General features: G+C 64.3%; 20 protein-coding genes, 1 tRNA gene and 1 pseudogene. 8 read left to right on the top strand and 14 right to left on the bottom strand.

From position 1 onward, the window contains the following. Positions 1-9 precede the first annotated feature (9 nt). Positions 10-1377 (top strand): 8-oxoguanine deaminase, encoded by a 1368-nt coding sequence (locus tag R5N89_RS12250; RefSeq protein WP_110569583.1) that lies wholly within the window; start codon positions 10-12, stop codon positions 1375-1377. A gap of 17 nt (positions 1378-1394) precedes the next feature. Here R5N89_RS12250 and R5N89_RS12245 read toward each other — a convergent pair whose 3' ends face one another. The 8 genes and pseudogenes from R5N89_RS12245 to R5N89_RS12210 form a co-directional block, all read right to left on the bottom strand. Further along, positions 1395-2117 (bottom strand): SDR family NAD(P)-dependent oxidoreductase, encoded by a 723-nt coding sequence (locus tag R5N89_RS12245; RefSeq protein WP_244192219.1) that lies wholly within the window; start codon positions 2115-2117, stop codon positions 1395-1397. A 555-nt stretch (positions 2118-2672) separates the two neighbouring features. Continuing rightward, positions 2673-3859, bottom strand: a protein-coding gene (locus R5N89_RS12240) for an IS3 family transposase (RefSeq protein ID WP_354680681.1) whose coding sequence is annotated in 2 segments (ribosomal slippage) — positions 2673-3589 and positions 3589-3859 — 1188 coding nt in all. Because the reading frame shifts where the segments join, the coding sequence is not laid out codon by codon here. Positions 3860-3874: 15 nt separating this feature from the next. Continuing rightward, positions 3875-4264 carry a hypothetical protein gene (locus R5N89_RS12235; RefSeq protein WP_110569933.1) on the bottom strand — a complete coding sequence of 130 codons (390 nt, stop codon included), beginning with the start codon at positions 4262-4264 and terminating at the stop codon, positions 3875-3877. 21 nt (positions 4265-4285) lie between these two features. Further along, a pseudogene (locus tag R5N89_RS12230) lies at positions 4286-4396 on the bottom strand (DUF6538 domain-containing protein); the annotation flags it as partial. Positions 4397-4492: 96 nt separating this feature from the next. Next, positions 4493-4583, bottom strand: a tRNA-Ser gene (locus R5N89_RS12225). A 145-nt stretch (positions 4584-4728) separates the two neighbouring features. Beyond that, complete coding sequence (lepA, locus tag R5N89_RS12220) at positions 4729-6534, bottom strand: translation elongation factor 4 (RefSeq protein WP_110569932.1); 1806 nt, start codon at positions 6532-6534, stop codon at positions 4729-4731. 88 nt (positions 6535-6622) lie between these two features. Continuing rightward, entirely contained in the window at positions 6623-7294 is a 672-nt protein-coding gene (locus R5N89_RS12215) for a S24 family peptidase (RefSeq protein ID WP_110569931.1), read from the bottom strand. Beyond that, a complete protein-coding gene (locus tag R5N89_RS12210; RefSeq protein ID WP_110569930.1) occupies positions 7291-7509 on the bottom strand; it encodes a hypothetical protein in 219 nt (72 codons plus the stop codon). The genes R5N89_RS12215 and R5N89_RS12210 overlap by 4 nt, the downstream gene beginning before the upstream one ends. 324 nt (positions 7510-7833) lie before the next feature. Here R5N89_RS12210 and R5N89_RS12205 point away from each other — a divergent pair, with 324 nt between their 5' ends. After that, positions 7834-8316 (top strand): hypothetical protein, encoded by a 483-nt coding sequence (locus R5N89_RS12205; protein WP_110569929.1) that lies wholly within the window; start codon positions 7834-7836, stop codon positions 8314-8316. A 19-nt stretch (positions 8317-8335) separates the two neighbouring features. Here R5N89_RS12205 and R5N89_RS12200 read toward each other — a convergent pair whose 3' ends face one another. The 6 genes from R5N89_RS12200 to R5N89_RS12175 form a co-directional block, all read right to left on the bottom strand. Beyond that, positions 8336-8467 (bottom strand): hypothetical protein, encoded by a 132-nt coding sequence (locus R5N89_RS12200; protein WP_265001382.1) that lies wholly within the window; start codon positions 8465-8467, stop codon positions 8336-8338. A 145-nt stretch (positions 8468-8612) separates the two neighbouring features. Then, positions 8613-10391 (bottom strand): DEAD/DEAH box helicase, encoded by a 1779-nt coding sequence (locus R5N89_RS12195; protein ID WP_110569928.1) that lies wholly within the window; start codon positions 10389-10391, stop codon positions 8613-8615. Positions 10392-10675: 284 nt separating this feature from the next. Further along, positions 10676-11662 carry a zinc-dependent alcohol dehydrogenase family protein gene (locus R5N89_RS12190; RefSeq protein WP_110569927.1) on the bottom strand — a complete coding sequence of 329 codons (987 nt, stop codon included), beginning with the start codon at positions 11660-11662 and terminating at the stop codon, positions 10676-10678. 175 nt (positions 11663-11837) lie between these two features. After that, a complete protein-coding gene (locus R5N89_RS12185) occupies positions 11838-12992 on the bottom strand; it encodes a GNAT family N-acetyltransferase (protein WP_167400898.1) in 1155 nt (384 codons plus the stop codon). A 77-nt stretch (positions 12993-13069) separates the two neighbouring features. After that, the gene (locus R5N89_RS12180) at positions 13070-13537 is read right to left on the bottom strand and encodes a RidA family protein (RefSeq protein ID WP_110569926.1); all 468 of its coding nucleotides are present in this window, start codon (positions 13535-13537) and stop codon (positions 13070-13072) included. A gap of 43 nt (positions 13538-13580) precedes the next feature. Further along, positions 13581-15143, bottom strand: a complete 1563-nt coding sequence (locus R5N89_RS12175) for a vitamin B12-dependent ribonucleotide reductase (RefSeq protein WP_208624718.1) — start codon at positions 15141-15143, stop codon at positions 13581-13583. A gap of 364 nt (positions 15144-15507) precedes the next feature. Between R5N89_RS12175 and R5N89_RS12170 the strand changes: the two genes are divergently transcribed. The 6 genes from R5N89_RS12170 to R5N89_RS12145 all read left to right on the top strand — a co-directional run bounded on the left by R5N89_RS12170 (position 15508) and on the right by R5N89_RS12145 (position 19498). Continuing rightward, positions 15508-15876: an NADH-ubiquinone oxidoreductase subunit NDUFA12 family protein gene (locus R5N89_RS12170; protein WP_110569924.1), complete on the top strand. Its 369-nt coding sequence runs from the start codon at positions 15508-15510 to the stop codon at positions 15874-15876. Positions 15877-15935: 59 nt separating this feature from the next. Then, a complete protein-coding gene (mlaD, locus tag R5N89_RS12165) occupies positions 15936-16472 on the top strand; it encodes an outer membrane lipid asymmetry maintenance protein MlaD (RefSeq protein ID WP_110569923.1) in 537 nt (178 codons plus the stop codon). Further along, entirely contained in the window at positions 16469-16687 is a 219-nt protein-coding gene (locus tag R5N89_RS12160) for a hypothetical protein (RefSeq protein ID WP_110569922.1), read from the top strand. The genes mlaD and R5N89_RS12160 overlap by 4 nt, the downstream gene beginning before the upstream one ends. Further along, positions 16684-17307 (top strand): DUF2155 domain-containing protein, encoded by a 624-nt coding sequence (locus R5N89_RS12155; protein ID WP_110569921.1) that lies wholly within the window; start codon positions 16684-16686, stop codon positions 17305-17307. Before R5N89_RS12160 ends, R5N89_RS12155 begins: the two co-directional genes overlap by 4 nt. A gap of 95 nt (positions 17308-17402) precedes the next feature. Further along, a complete protein-coding gene (gene otsB / locus R5N89_RS12150) occupies positions 17403-18158 on the top strand; it encodes a trehalose-phosphatase (protein ID WP_110569920.1) in 756 nt (251 codons plus the stop codon). After that, complete coding sequence (locus tag R5N89_RS12145) at positions 18146-19498, top strand: trehalose-6-phosphate synthase (RefSeq protein ID WP_110569919.1); 1353 nt, start codon at positions 18146-18148, stop codon at positions 19496-19498. Before otsB ends, R5N89_RS12145 begins: the two co-directional genes overlap by 13 nt. Positions 19499-19516 lie beyond the last annotated feature (18 nt).

The following is a 19516-nucleotide window of genomic DNA, read 5'->3' as shown; positions in this document are numbered from 1 at the left end:
TGATGGCCCATGGCTCGTACCCTTTTGCTCAAGAATGCACTGCGTCTCGTCACGATGGATGCCGCAAGGCGTGAGATCGAAGGCGGGTGGGTGCTTGTGCGTGACCGGCAGGTGGCGGCCATTGGCACTGCTACCGACCCGCTGCCCGCCGCCGATGACGTGATGGACATGACCGGCCATGTGGTCATGCCCGGCATGGTCAACACCCATCACCACATGTACCAGACGCTGACCCGCGTCATTCCCGCAGCGCAGGATGCCTCGCTGTTCGGGTGGCTGCAGGCGCTCTATCCCATCTGGGCGGGGCTGACGCCCGAGATGATCCGGGTTTCTGCCTGCACGGCCATGACCGAGCTGCTGTGGTCAGGCTGCACCACAAGCAGCGATCACCTGTATCTGTTCCCCAATGGCGCGCGGCTCGATGACGAGATCGAGGCGGCACGGCAGATGGGCATGCGCTTTCATGCCGCCCGGGGCGCCATGAGCGTGGGCGAAAGCAAGGGCGGCCTGCCGCCTGACAGCGTGGTGGAGGACGAAGACGCGATCCTGGCCGACACCGCGCGCGTGATCGCGGCCTATCATGACCCCGAACCGCTGGCCATGCAGCGCATTGCGGTGGCGCCCTGCTCGCCATTTTCGGTCAGTCGCGACCTCATGCGCAATGCCGCCGCCCTGGCGCGGGCCACCGGCACCATGCTGCACACCCATCTGGCTGAAAACGCCAGCGACATCGCCTACAGCCGCGAAAAATTCAACATGACGCCAGCGGAATATGCCGAGGATACCGGCTGGATCGGCCCCGATGTATGGCACGCGCACTGCGTGCGGCTGGATGATGCGGGCATCCACCGCTTTGGCGCCACCCATACCGGCATGGCGCATTGCCCGTGCTCCAACATGCGCCTTGGCTCGGGCATTGCGCCCGTGCGGCGCATGGTGGCGGCGGGCATGCGGGTCGGGCTGGGAGTGGATGGCTCGGCCTCGAACGATGGCAGCCACATGCTGGGCGAGGCCCGGCAGGCCATGCTGCTTGGCCGCCTGATCGAAACGCCGGAGGGCCAGCCCATGATGCAGGCGCGTGAAGTGCTGGAACTGGCCACGCGCGGCGGGGCGGCCGTGCTGGGGCGTGACGACATTGGCCATCTCGCGCCGGGCATGGCGGCGGATATCGTGGCGTTTGACCTGCGTGGCATCGACCATGCCGGCGCGCAGGCCGACCCGGTGGCGGCCCTTGTGTTCTGCACGCCCCGCCGCGCGGCCTGCACCATTGTCAACGGGCGCGTGCTGATCCGTGACGGGCAGTTTACCGAACATGACCCTGATCGCCTGGCGCACCGGCATAATGAACTGGCGCGCGAACTGCTGCAAAAGGCCTGAATCCGGCCCCGCTGGGATCAGGGGCGGGTGGTGAGGCCGCGCTGGTAGCGGCGGTAGCCCCTGCGCCCGAGCAGTTTCATGATGGGCAGGCTCAGCTTGAGCAGTCCCATGGAGGTGAGGCAGGCATGGGTGAACAGCTTGTCGAATACGGAACTGAAGACCTCGCGGCTGCCACGCTCGCAGCATTCAAGAATGCGCTGCGCCGTGACATCGGGTTCCTGTGGCGGGTCGATGAAGTTGTAGATCGACCCGCCCGCCGCCATTTCCTGGCTGAGCATGGGGGTGTTGACGCTGGCGGGATAGATCGAGGAAACCTGTATGCGCCGGGGCCGCAGTTCCTGCTCGAGCGCGCGCGCAAACCCGCGCAGGCCGAATTTGGCCGCCGTATAGACACTGCTGCCCGCAAGCGGAAAGGCCGCCGCCATGGAATTGACGAAAACAATATGCCCCCCGCGCCGCATGATGGGCAGCAGGGCATTGGTCAGTTCGATCGGCGCGGTCAGGTCAACGGCAATCTGGCTGGTAATCGTGGCGCTGTCGAGTTTGCCCACGACCTGCGGCGTGATGATGCCCGCGCAGTGCACCAGCACATCAACCCTGGAGGTCTGGGCTGCAATATGGGTTGCGGCCTGCTTTATGCTCTCGCTATCGGTCAGGTCACACACGACATTGGTAATGCCGGGACTCGCGGCCCGTGCCTGACGCGACAGGATGATGATGGCGTAGCCCCGCGCACGCATGAGGCGGACGAGAGCCTGCCCGATACCACCCGTTGCCCCCGTGACAACGGCAACCCGGCCTTCACCTGCACCAGGTTTTTCGTTTAACGCACTCTTTTCCAATGATCTTCGTACTTCCCTGAGCGCAATGCCTGTTGTCGCGCCTGATACGCGCCAGACCGGATATTCCGCAAGCTGTTTTGTCGTGCCATGACGGAATCATGTCACCCTCGTGGCGGCCATGGGACCATGCTATCTGGAATAAAATAATCCGTCGATAAGCCACAGTCATTCTTTGTTACGATACGGCCGTGCGGATTGACGCAACGACAGAGCCTGCGCGCGCAGCCCTTTTCCACTCATGAAAGGGAAAGGGAAGGATATGAACGGCATGTTTTGATTGTGCCGGCACGTCATTGGCAGATTTGTGCATCTATACTTTAGACGTATGCAGCGCCCGCCGCCGGGAAATGCCGGCTACTGCAAAACCTGCACGTATCATCACACCGTGCCTGCTGAGGTGGTCCCGTCCGTTCGGACAGTTTTGCGGGCTTGATAAGCTATACCCGGTTGTTGTTATGCCGCCCTTCTGACGGCGTTGCTGTTGGCCCTCTGGTCCGGGGTTAACCCCGGACCAGAGGGCGTCGGCACGTTATGATACGCCTCATCGGGCGTTCGTCCAGCCAGCGCCGCATGCAGACGCCTTTCGTTATAATGGGCGATCCATCTGCCAAGCCCGGCCCTCAGTTCTGATCCGGTCTCGAACGCGTGCAGGTAGACGCATTCATATTTCAGCGACCGCCACAGACGCTCGATGAACACGTTATCCAGCCATCGCCCACGCCCGTCCATACTGATGCGGATCTGACGCTCTTCCAGTATCCCGGTGAAACGGGGTGTCGTAAATTGCGACCCCTGGTCAGTATTGAAAATGTCCGGGGCGCCATAGCGCATGAGGGCATCCTGTAGCGCCTCGATACAGAACTCCACGTCCATCGTGTTCGACAGACGCCAGGACAGGACCTTGCGCGTGAACCAGTCCATGATCGCCACAAGATAGAGAAATCCCCGTTTCATGGGAATATATGTGATATCGGAACACCAGACCTGGTCAGGCCGATTGATGACCAGATCCCGTAGCAGATATGGATATTTCCGATGTTCCGGATGGGGCACGGTCGTGCGCGGCTTCTGGTAGATCGCCCGCAGGCCCATGATCGCCATGAGCCGCCGGACCCGCTTGCGGCCCACTTCATGTCCCAGGCGGCGCAGATACCATGTCATCTGCCGTGAGCCATAATACGGCGTTTCCAGGAACTGGGCGTCGATCAGCCGCATCAGCTCCAGATTGGCCTCGCTCTGTGGCACAGGTCGATAGTAGACGCCCGACCGGTTGAGTTGCAGCAGCGTGCATTGCCGGATTATCGGCAGGCGCGCTCGCTTCGGGTCAATCATCTGCCGCCTCTGATCACGCCCAACCGAGCAGAGGCATCCCGCAAAAAATCCCGTTCCACCAGCAACTGGCCGATCTTGGCGTGCAGTTTCTCTACATCAGCAGGGCTGACTGAAGGTTCCGTTACTGACTTACCAGAAAAAAGGCTTGCCATGCCTTCGATCGCCTGGCGCTTCCATTGGGCGATCATCGTCTGATGCACGCCATGTTTCGACGCCAGTTCCGCCAGCGTCAGTTCGCCACGGATCGCCTCCAGGGCAACCCGTGATTTGAACTCCGCCGCATACCGTTTCCGCGTAACCTTGCCCATAAAACCCGTCCTCGTTCAGGTCAGATGATAGCTTATCGCCCTGTCCGAAAAATGGGGACCACTTCTGCTTGCAGTGGCACCCAGACCACCAAGCCTGATGGCCCGTTCCAGCCCTTCCGTAACGCCCTTGCCGTGAGCATCGGCCCACGCATCGGTCAGGATACGGATGTTTTCCAGATTGGCCCGTTCTGCCCGATTTTCACCGTCCAGGCGGTCGCTTCTGGCGTTCATCCAGTCGGCCACCAGCTTCAGGTCGGTCTGGGGCAACTGGTCGATTTCGTCCCGATGCTCGCGCAGGAAGGCTTTCAGGTCCGACAGCGTGATGTCGTTGTCGTTATAAGCCTTGATGGCCTGGGCCAGCTTCAGACGCATTTCATCCCAGAGTCCCGACAGTGTCGCCACCAAGGCTACGGCCCTGTTTCGTGCCGTCATCCTATCATGGGTTCGCAGTGTCCTGACAACATAGCACCCGGCAACCGGGCGAAGGTCGGAAGGAACCCTGACACGTAAAAACCAGGTGTTTCCACGTTGGGTCATATAGGGTGTGGCCATGTCGATCCGTGTGTCACAAGCATGTGTCACACTGCGGGAAGCCATCTAAATTGTGGTGGAAAATCAATGCCTTATATGGCGTGGCGGAGAGAGTGGGATTCGAACCCACGGTACGCTATTAACGTACACACGCTTTCCAAGCGTGCGCCTTAAGCCGCTCGGCCATCTCTCCAGCCGTATCGAAGTCTGGCCACGCCCGTGGGGTGGCGGTATCCGATGGGTGCGGAACATATCACCAAATTCCGTCCGCGCAAGCGAAAAACGGCATGTCCTGACCGCCCGCCGCAATTCGGCGCGGCACGCGGTCGGGGCAGGGGTTACTGGTCCATCTTGAGCGCTGCGAGGAAGGCGCTCTGCGGGATCTCGACCTTGCCGAACTGCCGCATGCGCTTCTTGCCTTCCTTCTGCTTTTCGAGCAGCTTGCGCTTGCGTGAGATGTCACCGCCATAACACTTGGCCGTCACGTCCTTCGACATGGCGCCAATGGTCTCGCGCGCGATGATGCGGCTGCCAATGGCGGCCTGCACCGCGATCTTGAACAGCTGGCGCGGAATCAGTTCCTTGAGCTTGGCGCAGATGGAGCGCCCGCGCGTCTCGGCGGCCGAGCGGTGGGCGATGAAGGACAGCGCATCCACCGGCTCCTGGTTGACAAGGATGGAGATGCGCACGAGGTCGCTCTCCTCATAGCCATCCATCTGGTAGTCAAAGCTGGCATAACCGCGGGTGACGGATTTCAGCCGGTCATAGAAGTCGAACACCACCTCGTTGAGCGGCAGGCGGTAGACCGCCATGGCGCGGTTGCCCACATAGGTCAGGTCTTCCTGCACGCCGCGCCGTTCGCTGCACAGGGTCAGCACCGCGCCCAGATATTCATCGGGCACCATGATGGTGGCCTTGATCCATGGCTCCTCGATCGTCTCGATCAGCGACAGGTCGGGCATGTCGGCGGGGTTATGCAGTTCCGCCGTCTCGCCATTGGTCAGCCGCATTTTATAGACCACCGAAGGCGCGGTCGCGATCAGGTCAAGGTCGAATTCACGGCTCAGCCGCTCCTGAATGATCTCGAGGTGCAGCAGGCCAAGGAACCCGCAGCGGAACCCGAAGCCCAGGGCGGCGGAAGTCTCGGCCTCGTAATGGAAGGAGGCATCATTGAGCCGCAGCTTGGCCAGGCTGTCGCGCAGCTTTTCAAAATCATCGGCCACGATGGGGTACATGCCGCACCACACCACCGGGATGGAGGGCTTGAAGCCTGCCAGCGGGGTCTCGGCGGGGCGGCGGTCATCGGTAATGGTGTCGCCCACATTGGTGTCGGCCACGGTCTTGATGGCGGCGTTGATGTAGCCGATCTCGCCCGGGCCAAGCTCGGCCACGTTGGTCATGCGCGGCGCGAACACGCCCACCTGGTCAACAAGATGCACCACGCCGGACGACATCATGCGGATGCGCATGCCGCGCTTGAGGCGCCCTTCCTTCACGCGCACCAGCGTGATGACGCCCAGATACGGGTCGTACCAGCTATCGACGAGCAGCGCCTTGAGCGGGGCTTCGGCATCGCCCGTGGGCGGCGGCAGGCGCTTGACGAGGGCTTCGAGCACGGCCTCGATGTTCAGCCCGGTCTTGGCCGAGACCTCGACGGCGTCCTCGGCGTCGATGCCCACCACTTCCTCGATCTGCTCCTTTACGCGCGGGCAGTCGGCGGCGGGCAGGTCAACCTTGTTGAGCACCGGCACGATCTCGTGGTTGGCGTCGATGGCCTGATACACGTTGGCCAGGGTCTGCGCCTCCACCCCCTGCGATGCATCGACGACAAGCAGCGAGCCCTCGCATGCCGCGAGCGAGCGGCTGACTTCATAGGCGAAGTCGACATGGCCCGGCGTGTCCATGAGGTTGAGCACGTAGGTCTTGCCATCTTCCGCCGGATAGGTCAGGCGAACGGTCTGGGCCTTGATGGTGATGCCGCGTTCACGTTCCAGATCCATATTGTCCAGAACCTGATTGGTCATTTCCCGCTGTGTCAGCGCGCCGCAGGCCTGGATCAGGCGGTCGGCCAGGGTTGATTTGCCATGGTCGATATGCGCGATGATCGAGAAATTGCGGATCAGGGAGAGGGGCGTGTCGGTCATGGGCGAGACATAGTGTAAATTTGCACGAAAGTCAGCCGCTACCTGTCATGCCGGGCAGGAAAATATCGGGGCCGCGCTGCGCGCGGGCCTACATGCACGCCATCGTGATGCGATGGATGCGCGTATTGCCATCAAGGATGATTTCCTGCCCGTCAATGGCGCCAAGGCCGCGGATGCGCACGAGCTCATGCAGCGGGGCGGTAACGGGTGCATCATGCCAGCGCTCGACCACATGCCCGCAGCAGGTCATGCCCTGCGCGGTATGGAGCAGCACGCGGTCGCCCACGCGTATGGCCGCCGTGGGCGAGATGATGAGCGTGCCATTCTTGCGGAAGATCGGCTCCATGGAATCGCAATCCACATGCACGGCATAGGAATGGTGGTCGGCCATGCCATGAAAATCCCACTGCTCCCACCGTTCGCCCTCGGGCAGGCCGGTTTCATCAAACAGTTCGGGGTGGGCGAGTTGCGAAAACGGAGCGATCTTGAGGTGGGAATGATGCACCTTGCCCTCCACCTCGGGGTCGCCATGGCCCGCGAGCAGGCGGCTGAACCCTTCGAAGGAGATGCCGGTGGCGCAAAGCGTGCGGGCAAGGCTTTCGGTACCCGGCCAGCGGGGGCGGCCCGAGGAGGTGATCCGCTTGGACGGGTTGAAGGTGGTGCTGTCCAGCCCTGCTGCCCGCGCAAGGCCTGAAGGGGTCAGTCCGCGCTCGGCGGCCAGGCGGTCGATTGCGCGCCAGATGTTGGCATGGGTGATCATGGGGCCAGTTTCAGTATTTCTGTCCGGTGGCGGGTCTGCCCCTGTGCGGTCATGGTGAAGCGGGTCTCGCCATGCATATGCGCCAGACCCATGCCGGTGAGCCTGCGCAGGCAGGGATCATCACGCAGGCCGGTCGGGCGTCCGTTTTCCCCGCTCAGCTTCAGCCGGTGCAGGGCCGAGCGGCAGCAGGTTTCAAGGTATGGTTCGTTCCACATTGCGGCAGGGACCATCGCAGGCAGGCAGGCAGTCGCATTGCCGCAACAGGGCGGTGGGGCGCAGCCGGGTTCAGGGTTATGGTTCGGGATAGCTGGTATACGTGTTAATGCGTCACATAGTGCCATTATGGCGGGCTGTCCACCAGGGGTCTCGGGTTCATCTGCGTTTGCAGGGCAGGTGGCATGTGCTGCAGGCGTTACGCTTTCAGCGTTTGATTACTATATTCAGGAATGATGACAGTGCATTGTCATGTTTCTGACCGGAACCTGACATATGTTGCTGTAAATTTTCAGGTAGAAACCATTTTGTACAAGGACCCGTTGATGAAGTTTCGTGAATATATGCTTGTTCTGGCAGTTGTGGCGGCAGGCACGGGCGTTTCCATGACGGCGCGGGCCGCTGATTGCGATAGCAGCCAGACCACCTCCAAATGGGATGTGCTCGGCCGCGTGGCGCAGGCCGGTGACTGTGCCAACACCCGGGTGCAGGACCGCGAGCAGGCGTGGAAAGACAAACGGCAGAACGTCGAGCAGGGTTATCAGGACCGCAAGGACAAGCTGCGCCAGGGTACGGTAGGCCGGTGGGATAATGAAAAGCAGAAGCTGACCGATGACCGCGACCGCGTGGACCAGAAGATCCAGAACGGCCGTGACCGGCTTGATGCGATTCGCAATACACCCAAAAATCGCCTCGACAAGCTGCGTGACGCAGGCAGCGAAGAACGCCAGCGCTGGGATAACCTGAAAAGCCAGACCCACTCCGACGTGAGCGGCCTGTTTGGCGGCAATGGCCAGAACAGCCAGTAAAGAACTGGTTTATAATAGGTCACATAAAAGTCTTCAGATGCCGCCTTTCTTTCGGAAGGCGGCATTTTTTTTGAACCTTCCCAATAAAGGCCCCGCCGGGCTGCGTTGATGAAGTGTTTTTGGAAATATGCTGTGCCAGCAGCACGCTCATGCGTGGCCTGGTCCCGAACGCGCAGGGCAGGCGGTTGCAAAGGCACAAAAGAGTGCGCCGTATGGGGCAGCGCTGTTTTACGGCCCTGAAACGCAACATGCCCGGACGATGCCGGGCATGAAGGATGACAGAAAGACGTTTGCGCTTACGGGCGCGGCGGGCGCTTGCGCGATGAAGCAGCACCGCGCGGCCCCCCGCCAAATCCGCCAGCGGGGCGGCCACCGCCACCACCGGGCTTGCGGGCGGCGAAGGGGCGACCACCGCGCGGCGGGCCGCTGCGGCGCGGGCCCGCGCCACCAGCCGGAGCGGCGGCAGGCGAGATCTGCACTTCGTCATTCTCGATCGCGGCAATGCACGAGCGGAACTTCTCGGTCGATTCCGGCGTGATCTCGAACAGCGTCTGGCTGTCGTTGATGCGGATGGCGCCAATATCTGCCTTGCGCACGCCACCAAGGCGGCAGATCAGCGGAATCAGCCATTTCGGGTCGGCCTTTTCCTGCCGGCCCACATTCATGGCGAACCAGGCACCCGGCTCGCCGCTGCCATAGCTCTCGCGCGGGGGGCGGGGGCCATCGCGCTCGGGGCGCTCACGCACGGGGCGCGGGGCGTCGGGCGTGATGTGGCGCACGTTTTCGGGCGCGGGCAGGCGGGCGCGGTACATCTGCAGAAGGGCTGCGGCAAGCTGTTCGCTCGTGCGGCCTTCCACAAGCTGGCCCACCAGTTCGGCATCGGCTTCCGCCACGTCCTGGTTCAGCACGGGGTCGGCCAGCAGGCGCTTGGCGTCATTCGCGCGGATCTCGGCTGCGGTCGGCACGCCGGACCATGTGGCGGTGATTTTCGCACCCTGCATCAGGCGCTCGGCGCGGCGGCGCTGCGACATGGGCACCATCAGCACGCACACGCCCTTGCGGCCCGCGCGGCCCGTGCGGCCCGAACGGTGCAGCAGGGTGGCGGGGTCGGTCGGCAGGGTGGCATGCACCACCAGCGCCAGCGCGGGGATGTCGATGCCGCGGGCGGCCACGTCGGTGGCCACGCACACGTTGGCCTGGCCCTTGCGCAGGCTGTCGATGGCCCGCGTGCGCTCGTTCTGCCCCAGTTCACCCGAAAGGGCGACCGAGGAGAAACCGCGCTCGACCAGGGCTGCCTGCATGTGGCGCACCATCTCACGCGTGGCGCAGAACACCATGGTGGTCTGGCTGTCGGTATAGCGCAGCACGTTGACGACGGCGGGGATCAGCTCGCGGGCATCGGCCACGATGGCGCGATATTCGATATCGGCATGCTGCTTGGCGCCCGAAAGAGTGTCGATGCGCACGGCGTCGTTCTGGTAACGGCGCGCAAGCGATGCGATTTCCTTGGCGATGGTGGCCGAGAACAGCAGCGTGCGGCGCGTCTTGGGCATGGCGTCGAGTAGCTGCTCGAGTTCATCGCGGAAGCCGAGGTCAAGCATCTCGTCGGCTTCATCAAGCACGACCACGCGCAGGTCCGACATGTCCAGACGGCCACGGGACTGATGGTCGCACAGCCGCCCCGGCGTGCCGACCACGATGTGCGCACCCATCTGGAGCGCACGTGCCTCGCGGCGGGCATCCATGCCGCCAATGCACGACACGATGCGCCCGCCTGCGGGGGCGTAGAGCCAGGTCAGCTCGCGCGTGACCTGCATGGCCAGTTCGCGCGTGGGCGCGATGATGACGGCCAGCGGTGGGCCTGCGGGGCCAAAGTGCTCCGCGCCGCCAAGCAGGGTGTCGGCCATGGCGATGCCGAAGGCAACGGTCTTGCCTGAGCCGGTCTGGGCGGAAACGAGGAGGTCGCGCCCTTCGGCTGCGACATCCAGGACCGCTTTCTGGACGGGAGTCGGGTTATCGTACCCACGCTCGTCCAGCGCGCGTTGCAGGGCGGGGTGGGTTTCGGGAAACGGCATGTATCGGGTAATCCGGACAAAAACATGAAGAACATGGGCGACGCAGGAAGGAAACTGGCCGCCGGCCGTGTTCATGCGTCAGGGGAGAAGGCCGGTGCATAAAGAATGATTGCCCCAAAAGCCAGAATTAATAATGGGCCGGGCGTTTTTGCGCGTGCACGCAGGCACTCTCAATGCGGGTCAGGGGGCGGGAAAAAAGTTTCCGGGTGCTGCCCCGGTTTATAAATCGGCGTTCTGGCGAAGCTTTTTGAAGAAAGCTTCGCCAGAAACTTTTTCCAGCTTTTTCAGGGCACCAGCACGGCCGCGCCTTCAAAGCGGCCATGGCGCAGGTCATCAAGCGCCCTGTTGGCGTCCTTCAGCGGATAGGGCGTGGTGGTGGTGCGGATGCCCACGTGCGGCACGAGTTCAAGGAAGTCGATCCCGTCCTGCCGGGTCAGGTTGGCCACCGACATGATCTGGCGTTCCTCCCACAGCAGGTCATAGGAAAACGCCGGGATCTCGCTCATGTGGATGCCCGCGCACACCACGCGCCCCGTCTTGTGCACGGCCTTGAGGGCCGCGGGCACAAGGGCCCCCACGGGGGCGAAGATGATGGTGGCGTCAAGCTGTTCGGGCGGGGCTTCATCCGAGCCACCGGCCCATACGCAGCCCAGCGAGCGGGCGAATTCCTGGGTTTTCGTGTCACCCGGGCGGGTGAAGGCATAGACCTTGCGGCCCTGCCACACCGCCACCTGCGCAATGATATGGGCCGCTGCCCCAAAGCCATACAGCCCGATGCTGCGCGCCTCCGTGCCCGCCATGACCAGCGAGCGCCAGCCGATCAGCCCCGCGCAGAGCAGCGGGGCCGTGGCCACGTCGTCATCCCCATCAGGTAGGGGGAAGGTGAAATGCGCATCCGCCACCGCCTTGGTGGCGTAGCCGCCATCGCGCGTGTAGCCGGTGAATAGCGGGTGGTCGCACAGGTTCTCATGGTCGGTCTGGCAGTAGTGGCAGCAGCCACAGGTATGGCCAAGCCACGGAATGCCCACGCGCTGGCCCATGTGCAGACCTTCCACATTGGGGCCGATGGCGTCGATCCGCCCCACGATCTCGTGGCCGGGCGTGAGCGCATGGCCGGGGAAGGGCAGGTCGGCATCGACCACGTGCAGGTCGGTGCGGCACACGCCACACGCGCCTACGGTGACGCGGATCTGCCCCGGTCCGGGCTGCGGGTCGGGCAGTTCGGTCCATTGCAGGGGAGTATGGGGGGCGAGCAGTCGCATTGCGTACATGGTGGCGCTCCTTTGGCTGTACAGGTGCGGCCTGCTGGCCGCTGGTGCCATGATGCGCAGGCTAGCATGGCAGCGGCGCCTGCGGCATGACCTGCATCATCGTGCTGTCCTGCTTCAGAAAACAGCAGTTCCTGGATGCCGCCTTTTTCCAAAAACGTTTAACCGAATTCCGGACCTATTCCTCCGCGCGGTAAGGGGTCATGGAATCGAGGGCAGGGAGTTCGGCCCGTATGGCCGCGCGCTCGTGTTGCAGGAATTCGGCCACGGCCTCGCGCAGGCCGGGGTGGCTGATCCAGTGGGCGGAATGGGTCAGGCACGGGCGGTAGCCACGTTGCAGCTTGTGCTCGCCCTGTGCGCCTGCCTCCACCCGTTTCAGCCCGTGGGCGATGGCGAAGTCGATGGCGCGGTAATAGCACAGCTCGAAGTGCAGGAACGGCCAGTCGCCATCGCGCCGCCCCCAGTTGCGGCCATACAGCGTATCGCGCCCCATCAGGTTGAGCGCGCCCGCCACCGGCACGCCGTCCTGCCTGGCAATCATCAGCACGACTTTGTCGCCCAGCCGTTCGGACAGCAGCGGGAAGAAGGCAGGTTGCAGATAGGCGCTGCCCCATTTGCGATCTACGGTGGAAAGGTAAAAGTGATGGAAATCCTGCCACAGCGCCTCGGTAATCTCTGCGCCGCGATAGGTATGGAAGCTCAGCCCGCAGGCATTGGCGTCACGCCGCTCGCGCCTTATGGCCTTGCGCTTGCGTGAGGCGAGCATGCCCAGAAAATCGTCAAAGCTGGTGTAGTCCTGATTATCCCAGTGATACTGCACGCCAAGGCGCTGCAGCCAGCCGCCTTCGCCCAGCAGTTCATATTCATGCGTGGTGCAGAAAGTGACATGCACGGAGGAAAGCCCCATCTCCCCACAGGCCTGTCGCAGCGCGCGGCCCGCCAGCAGGCGCAGGCTGTCGGCATCAGGCGCGGTGGGGTGAACGAGCAGGCGCGGCCCCGGCACGGGCGAGAACGGCACGGCCACCTGCAATTTGGGGTAATACTGCCCGCCCGTCTGCTCAAAGGCGCGGGCCCAGGCGTGGTCGAACACGTATTCACCAAAGGAATGGCCCTTGGCGTAAAGCGGGGCGACTGCCAGCAGGCGGCCTTCACCATCGCGCAGGGCGAGGTGCTGGGGCATCCAGCCGGTCTGGGGGCCGGTGGAGCCGCTGTCTTCAAGAGCGGAGAGGAAGGCGTGGCTGACAAACGGGTTTTCATCGCCCGCGCAGCCATCCCACTGCGCCGCCGGGATTTCGGCAATCCGGCGGTGCAGGGTCATGGTGGTGCCGGTCATGACGCCTGCGCCTTGGTGCAGGCTGTGCGGGGCGGTGCGGTCATGACAGGCTCCCTTTGTTATGCGTGGCGGTTACATCAGCCGATTTCGAACAGGCCCTCGACCTCGACAGCGGAGTCGAGCGGCAGCGAGGGCACGCCCACGGTCGAGCGCGCATGGCGGCCTGCATCACCAAACACGGCCACCGCCAGGTCGGAGGCCCCGTTCATGACAGCGGCATGCTGCGTGAAGTCGGGCGTGCAGGCAATGAACCCGCCCAGCCGCACCACGCGCTTGACGCGCGAGAGGTCGCCAAGGGCGGCCTTAACCTGCGCGATCACGTTGATCATGCTGTAGCGTGCGGCTTCCACCGCCAGTTCCACCGCCACGGTGCCGCCGAGCTTGCCGGTGGTCAGCAGCTTGCCATCAACCAGCGGCAACTGGCCGGACACCACCAGCGAGGAGCCGCTGATGACGGTGCCCACGTAATTGGCCACGGGCGTTGCAGGCGTGGGCAGCACGATGCCAAGCTGCCTGAGGCGCTGTTCGGGTGTTGTATCGGGCATGGGCAACAATCCTTACATTCAGGCGGCGGGGTGCTGCGCCGGGTTATCCGACCAGCCGCAGCCCGCGCCGCCGGGGGGGCGTGTCATCGCCATCGTCATTGCCGGAGCCGGGCAGGTCGAGCGGCAGCATGGGGGCGGGGCTTTCGGCCAGTGCGTCCTCATGCGGGGCATCGGGTAGCCTGCGGCCCAGATAGGCATCTGACAGGGCACGGAAGGCGTAGTCGAGCATGGATGTGGCGTAGGATGCAACCGGGTCGCCCTCTACCGTGCCGGCGGGGCCGAACTGTGTGTAGGCAAAGGCCTCCACGTAGCTTTCCAGCGGCGCGCCGTATTGCAGGCCAATGCTCACGGCCTGGCCCAGCGTGTCCATCAGGCCGCGCACCATGGGGCTTTCACGCGTGGGGGTCAGGCTGATCTCGCCCAGCGAGCCATCGGCATATTCCCCCGTGCGCAGGAACAGGCGGTGGCCGCCGATGCGGGTCTTCTGCGTAAAGCCGCCATGGCGGGCGGGCAGGTGGCGGCGCACGCCGCGCTCCAGCCCCGCGCGGGTGGCCAGCGTGTCGCGCGTGGCGTCAGGGCGTGCGGGCACGCGGTCCACAAAGCCACTGAGCGCACGGTGCATGGCCTGATGCGATACCGCACCCGGCAGGGGCAGCACGCTCTCGCCCGCCAGGGTTGCGGCAAAGGCGGCCTCCAGCGTCAGGCCCCGGCTGGCCAGGCGGGCCAGCGTGCTCATGGCCAGCCGCCCGTCAGCGCGCAGCGGGGAAAAGACGGGGGCCAGTCCGCACGCTTCCACGCCCAGCAGCGCATCGATGGGGCCAGGGGTTGAAAAGCCGGTCTCGACACGGGCGGCGGGCTGGTCGGTCTCGACCGCCGCTTCCTGCCACACGCTGCGCGCGATCTGGCTCACGCCGGGCAGGATGCTGCGCACGGGGGGCAGCGGCATGGCGTCCGCCCCTTCGCCCGCATGGGCTACAAGGGTGGCCAGCGCCACGATGCTGCACGCCGCGTCGCGCCCGGCCTCACTGTCATAATCGAGCCCCAGCCCGGCCAGACACGCATCGAGGTTGGTCAGCAGCAGCGCCCCCGCAACGGGGGGGCGTTCATGGCTTTCGCTGGCAGTGGGCGGGGCCACGGCGCGCAGGTGGGCCACCGGCCCGCCCGCGGGCTCGGGCAGGGGCAGTTCGCCATTGCGCATGTGCAGCTTCTGGTGCGCAAGGGTGCGCAGCACGCGGGCAAGCAGGCGCAGGGCGGCTACGAAGTCGCGCGCCATGAAGCTGTTATCGGCCTCGACAAAGGCGGCGAGGTTGATCACGAAGGCGGGCCTGCGGTCATGGTGGCCATGCCACAGGCTTTCGGTGGGCGCGGCCTGGCGCATGAGCAGCAGGCACGACAGCGCACGCGCGACCGGGCCAATGACCGGGCCGGACACCTCGCCCGCGCACAGGTCATCGATCCATCGCGCCGCGAGTTCGGGCAGGTTGGCGGGGCCATGACCGGGGGCCAGCCGGGCCACGGCCTCGGCTGCCGTGTCATCCCAGTCGGCGGGCAGGGTTACGGAACGCGGCGCGTCGTCTGGGTCCGCTGCGGCTTCAACGGTACGCATACGCACGCCGTTCCAGTGGCTTCGTGCTGTCATGCTTCCTGTTTACCGGTCGGTCGCACACCAGCGGAACCCGCTTACAACGGAGTCGCAACTATACATGCCCCTGAATACAGTGGATATGGGGGATAACTGTGCACAAGGCGCATCCACCCTCATCACCGCGCCGTGAGGCGGGTGCTCCGTGCGCCTTGCCAATAAGGGTTGCCGGGTGGCCGCCGTTTTCAAAAAGGCGGCGTCCCTGAAAGTGCTGGCAGCCGCAATGCACTCCCTGCGCTGATCCTCTCCACGCTGATCCCGCAGATGTGACGGGCGCGCGCGCAGATGCGCGTGGACCATACGGTTGCTGGCGGATTAGGCTTGCGGCATGGCAAATCTAGGCACCCGTATCTATACCCGCTTCAGGGGGCGGCTGGTCGGCAAGGATGCCGATGGCCGCTGTTATTATGAGGCCCGCACCCCCAACCGCACCGGCGGCGGGGAAAAGCGCCACGAGCGCTGGGTCATCTATCATAAGGGCGAGGACGCATCCGCCGTGCCGTCCGAATGGTGGGGCTGGCTGCACCACATGGAGGCCGCCCCCCTGCCCGAAAGCGCGCGCCAGCCGTGGCAGCAGCCCTGGCAGCCCAACCAGACCGGAACAGTGGGGGCCTATCATCCGCCCGGCAGCGACTGCCGGGGTGGCCAGCGGGCTTCAACCACCAGTGATTATGAGGCATGGTACCCCGAGGGATGAAACCCGTGGCGTAACCTGCTAGGGTGTGCGCCATTGGATATTGGGGAAGCTTTGCCACCATGGTTGCTGCTGTTTCAGGGCGCGCGGGCCGTCAGCCAGCGGAACTTCTTGCCGGGTTTGCCGTGCTTGCAGGGCTTGCGGGGCTGCTGGCCTATGCCGTGCTCGACAAGGGCCGTCCGCATGAAACCGGCTACCGGCTCAATGCCGGGTTCGCCCATATTGATGGCCTGTCCATCGGGTCGGATGTCAGGCTTGCGGGCATTACGGTGGGGCAGGTGGTCGATGAGCGCGTCGACCCCAAAACCTATGCCGCACAGGTCACCTTTACCGTGCGCCCCGACATCAGGCTGCCTGATGATACGGCGGCCATCATTACCAGCGACAGCCTGCTTGGCGGCAAATACATCGCCCTCTCGCCCGGCGGCGATGACAAGATGCTCGCCCCCGGTGGCACGATTGGCGAGACCCAGGGCGCGATCAGCCTTGAGCAACTGCTCAGCAAATTCATTTTCTCGGTAACCGATACGCTGACCAAGGCCCGGCAGGACAAGGCCAGCCAGGCCACGCCCCCTGCGCCGGGCGGAGACGCGCCATGAGTGATGGGAGCACCCAGCCCGCCATGTGGCCGCAGCGCGATGGCACGCCGGTTTCATGCCGCGACAAACTGCTGGTCCTGCAGGAAAATCATGCGGAAGTGCAGGGTATCTTGCAAGATGCGTTCGAGGATGCCGTGCTGATGGGCGTGGATGAGGCGGCCATGCGCCAGATCCTGATCGATGTAATCAACACCCTGCGGAGCCCCCACGCATGAGGCGCGCGCTCCGCTGCCTGCCCGCCCTGCTGCTTGCTGGCCTGCCGGGCCTTGCCCACGCCACCGAATGGCTGTCGCCACCTGCCATGTACCCGCCCGATACGTGGCAGGGGCGCACGGTTGCGGTGGTGCGCGTGCTCGACAAGCTTGATGCCCATACCGAACTGCTCAACGTGCCCGTAGGCCAGGACATGCCCTATAAAAGCCTGACCCTGCGCGCCACGTCATGCCTGCAGCGCCCCGCCACCCTGCCAGCCGATAGCGCCGCGTGGCTGGACGTGCACGACGCGCATGAGGGCATGGCCGCCTTTCAGGGCTGGATGGCGGTAGCCGAGCCCGCGACCGGCGTGTTCCAGAATCCGCTTTATGATGTGCAGCTTGTCGGTTGCGCGGGTGACAATGTCGCGCCCACTCCGCCGCCACTCGCCACTGTCGCCGCGCCTGCGGCGACCGCACCCGCCATGACCACGCCTGATGGCCAGCCCGCACCGCCTGAAGCGGGTGGGGGGAATGCCGCGCCCATCGCGCCCCAGGCCGCGCCGCAGCCGGTTTCACCACCGATGCCCGCCATGCCGCCCGAACCTGCTGATGAAGGGGCAGCCCCCCTGATGTTGCATTAGAAAATTATTTAATTTGTGTCGTATAAATGCTGCAGCCCTGACAGCACGCTTGTGGGCTTGCGTATTATCCAGCTTTGCCAGAGGCTAGACCTACCATGAGCAAGACACCCTCCCTCCCTTCGCTCGATCGGCTGCCGCCTCCCGCGCGGGCGGCCTTCCTTCTGGACTTTGACGGCACGCTGGTGGATATCGCACCCACGCCCGAATCCGTGGTCGTGGCGCCCGGCCTGCGCGATACCCTGCGCCGCCTGCGCGATAAATGCGGCAATGCGCTCGCGGTCATCTCGGGCCGCCCCATTGAGCAGATCGACCATTTCCTGCCTGATGTGCCTTATGCCGTGGCGGGCGAGCATGGCATCGCCATCCGTCATGCGCCGGGCCAGCCCATCGAGCGCGCGGCACTGCCGCCAGTGCCCCGGGCATGGATTGATGAGGCGGAGAAGCTGGCCGCCTCCCACCCCGGCGTGCGGATCGAACACAAGAAGGCGGGGCTGGTGCTGCATTATCGTGGCGCGCCCGATGCGGGCCCGGCTCTGGGTCGGATCGCGGATGAATGGGTTAAGGCCACCAGTGGCGCATTTCATGTGCAGGCCGCCAAGATGGCGTGGGAAATCCGCCCCGCTGGCATCGACAAGGGCCATGCGGTCGAAGCGGTGATGCAGAGCGCGCCGTTTGCAGGCCGGCTGCCCATTTTCGTGGGTGATGACGTGACCGATGAGGATGGCATGCGTGAAGCGGTCAGGCTTGGAGGCGTGGGTTTTCGCATTCCCAATGATTTCCCTGATCCGGCGGCTTTCCGTGCATGGCTGGCCCAGTTGGCGCAGGGGGGCGATGGCGCATGGGGCGGCTGATAATCGTATCCAACCGCGTGCCTTCCCCGCGTGAGCGCAGCCAGCCCGCGGGCGGCCTGGCGGTAGGGCTGAAAGATGCCCTGCGCGAGGGGGAATCGCTGTGGTTCGGCTGGTCGGGCAAGCAGGTGCAGCTACATGGCGGCGACCCGGTGCCCCGGCTCGACAAGGTTGATAACGTCACCTACGCCACCATTGACCTGACCCCGCTGCAATATGAGGGGTTCTATCAGAATTTCTCCAACGGCATCCTGTGGCCGCTGTTCCATTACCGCGTCGGGCTGATGAACTATTCCCGCACGGACTGGAAGACGTATCTGGCGGTCAACGCCATGTTCGCCCGCACGCTGCTGCCCCTGCTCAAGCCTGATGACACGATCTGGGTGCATGACTACCACCTGTTCCCGCTTGGGCAGGCGTTGCGTGACCTTGGGGTGAAGTGCCGCATCGGCTTCTTCCTGCATATTCCGTTCCCGCCATGGAGCCTCGTGCGCTCGCTGCCCGGTGCTGACCTGCTGCTTGAGGATATGCAGAGCTACGACCTGATTGGCGTGCAGACGCCAGAGGATGCCGAGAACCTCAACCATTCCCTTCAGGCCAATGGTCTTGATGCGCGGGGCCAGGCCTTCCCCATCGGCATCGACCCCGATGAGTTCCGCGCACAGGCTGAAAAGAGCATGGAAGGCCCGGAGGTCGAGCGGCTTGAAGGCAGCCTGCGCGGCGCGAAGCTGGTGCTGGGCGTGGACCGGCTGGATTATTCCAAGGGCCTGCCCGAGCGGTTTCGTGGCTATGAGGCGCTTCTGGCGCGCTACCCCGAGCATCGTGGCAAGGTCACGTTCCTGCAGGTGGCCCCCATCTCGCGCGGCAGCGTGGAGGAATACCGCCAGTTGCGCCGCCAGCTTGATGAGCTGACCGGGCGGATCAATGGCGCCTATTCCGAGTTTGACTGGACGCCGATCCGCTACATCACCCGTCCGCTCCCGCGTGAGGTGCTGGCCGGGTTCTACCGCCGGTCCGAAGCCGCCCTGATCACGCCGCTGCGCGATGGCATGAACCTCGTGGCCAAGGAATACGTGGCCGCCCAGAACCCGGACAATCCGGGCGTGCTGATCCTGTCGCATTTTGCTGGCGCCGCGCCGGAAATGGATGAGGGCATTCTGGTCAATCCCTATGATCCCGATGAGATTGCCGATGCCCTGCATGCCGCCCTGACCATGGGGCTGGCGGAGCGGCGCACGCGCTGGCAGGCGCTGGAGCAGGAAGTCAGCAGCACCACGGCCATCAGCTGGGCGGCTGATTTCCTGCAGGCACTTGAGGCGGCACCTGTTGCGGGGCGGTCGTAACCGCCCATGCGTTCAACT

Origin of the sequence: Komagataeibacter sucrofermentans DSM 15973, from assembly GCF_040581405.1 — a bacterium.
GTDB classification, from domain to species: Bacteria; Pseudomonadota; Alphaproteobacteria; order Acetobacterales; family Acetobacteraceae; genus Komagataeibacter; species Komagataeibacter sucrofermentans.
Note: the sequence above shows the minus strand (reverse complement) of the source record. Positions and strands in the feature narration are given on the sequence as shown.

Excerpts from the sequence above, each read along its gene's own strand:
- R5N89_RS12250 (WP_110569583.1), top strand. The coding sequence starts at position 10 with ATGGCTCGTACCCTTTTGCTCAAGAATGCACTGCGTCTCGTCACGATG.
- R5N89_RS12245 (WP_244192219.1), bottom strand. The coding sequence starts at position 2,117 with ATGCGTGCGCGGGGCTACGCCATCATCATCCTGTCGCGTCAGGCACGG.
- lepA (WP_110569932.1), bottom strand. The coding sequence starts at position 6,534 with ATGACCGACACGCCCCTCTCCCTGATCCGCAATTTCTCGATCATCGCG.
- R5N89_RS12215 (WP_110569931.1), bottom strand. The coding sequence starts at position 7,294 with ATGATCACCCATGCCAACATCTGGCGCGCAATCGACCGCCTGGCCGCC.
- R5N89_RS12210 (WP_110569930.1), bottom strand. The coding sequence starts at position 7,509 with ATGTGGAACGAACCATACCTTGAAACCTGCTGCCGCTCGGCCCTGCAC.
- R5N89_RS12205 (WP_110569929.1), top strand. The coding sequence starts at position 7,834 with ATGAAGTTTCGTGAATATATGCTTGTTCTGGCAGTTGTGGCGGCAGGC.
- R5N89_RS12200 (WP_265001382.1), bottom strand. The coding sequence starts at position 8,467 with ATGAGCGTGCTGCTGGCACAGCATATTTCCAAAAACACTTCATCAACG.
- R5N89_RS12195 (WP_110569928.1), bottom strand. The coding sequence starts at position 10,391 with ATGCCGTTTCCCGAAACCCACCCCGCCCTGCAACGCGCGCTGGACGAG.
- R5N89_RS12190 (WP_110569927.1), bottom strand. The coding sequence starts at position 11,662 with ATGTACGCAATGCGACTGCTCGCCCCCCATACTCCCCTGCAATGGACC.
- R5N89_RS12185 (WP_167400898.1), bottom strand. The coding sequence starts at position 12,992 with ATGACCGGCACCACCATGACCCTGCACCGCCGGATTGCCGAAATCCCG.
- R5N89_RS12180 (WP_110569926.1), bottom strand. The coding sequence starts at position 13,537 with ATGCCCGATACAACACCCGAACAGCGCCTCAGGCAGCTTGGCATCGTG.
- R5N89_RS12175 (WP_208624718.1), bottom strand. The coding sequence starts at position 15,143 with ATGCGTACCGTTGAAGCCGCAGCGGACCCAGACGACGCGCCGCGTTCC.
- R5N89_RS12170 (WP_110569924.1), top strand. The coding sequence starts at position 15,508 with ATGGCAAATCTAGGCACCCGTATCTATACCCGCTTCAGGGGGCGGCTG.
- mlaD (WP_110569923.1), top strand. The coding sequence starts at position 15,936 with ATGGTTGCTGCTGTTTCAGGGCGCGCGGGCCGTCAGCCAGCGGAACTT.
- R5N89_RS12160 (WP_110569922.1), top strand. The coding sequence starts at position 16,469 with ATGAGTGATGGGAGCACCCAGCCCGCCATGTGGCCGCAGCGCGATGGC.
- R5N89_RS12155 (WP_110569921.1), top strand. The coding sequence starts at position 16,684 with ATGAGGCGCGCGCTCCGCTGCCTGCCCGCCCTGCTGCTTGCTGGCCTG.
- otsB (WP_110569920.1), top strand. The coding sequence starts at position 17,403 with ATGAGCAAGACACCCTCCCTCCCTTCGCTCGATCGGCTGCCGCCTCCC.
- R5N89_RS12145 (WP_110569919.1), top strand. The coding sequence starts at position 18,146 with ATGGGGCGGCTGATAATCGTATCCAACCGCGTGCCTTCCCCGCGTGAG.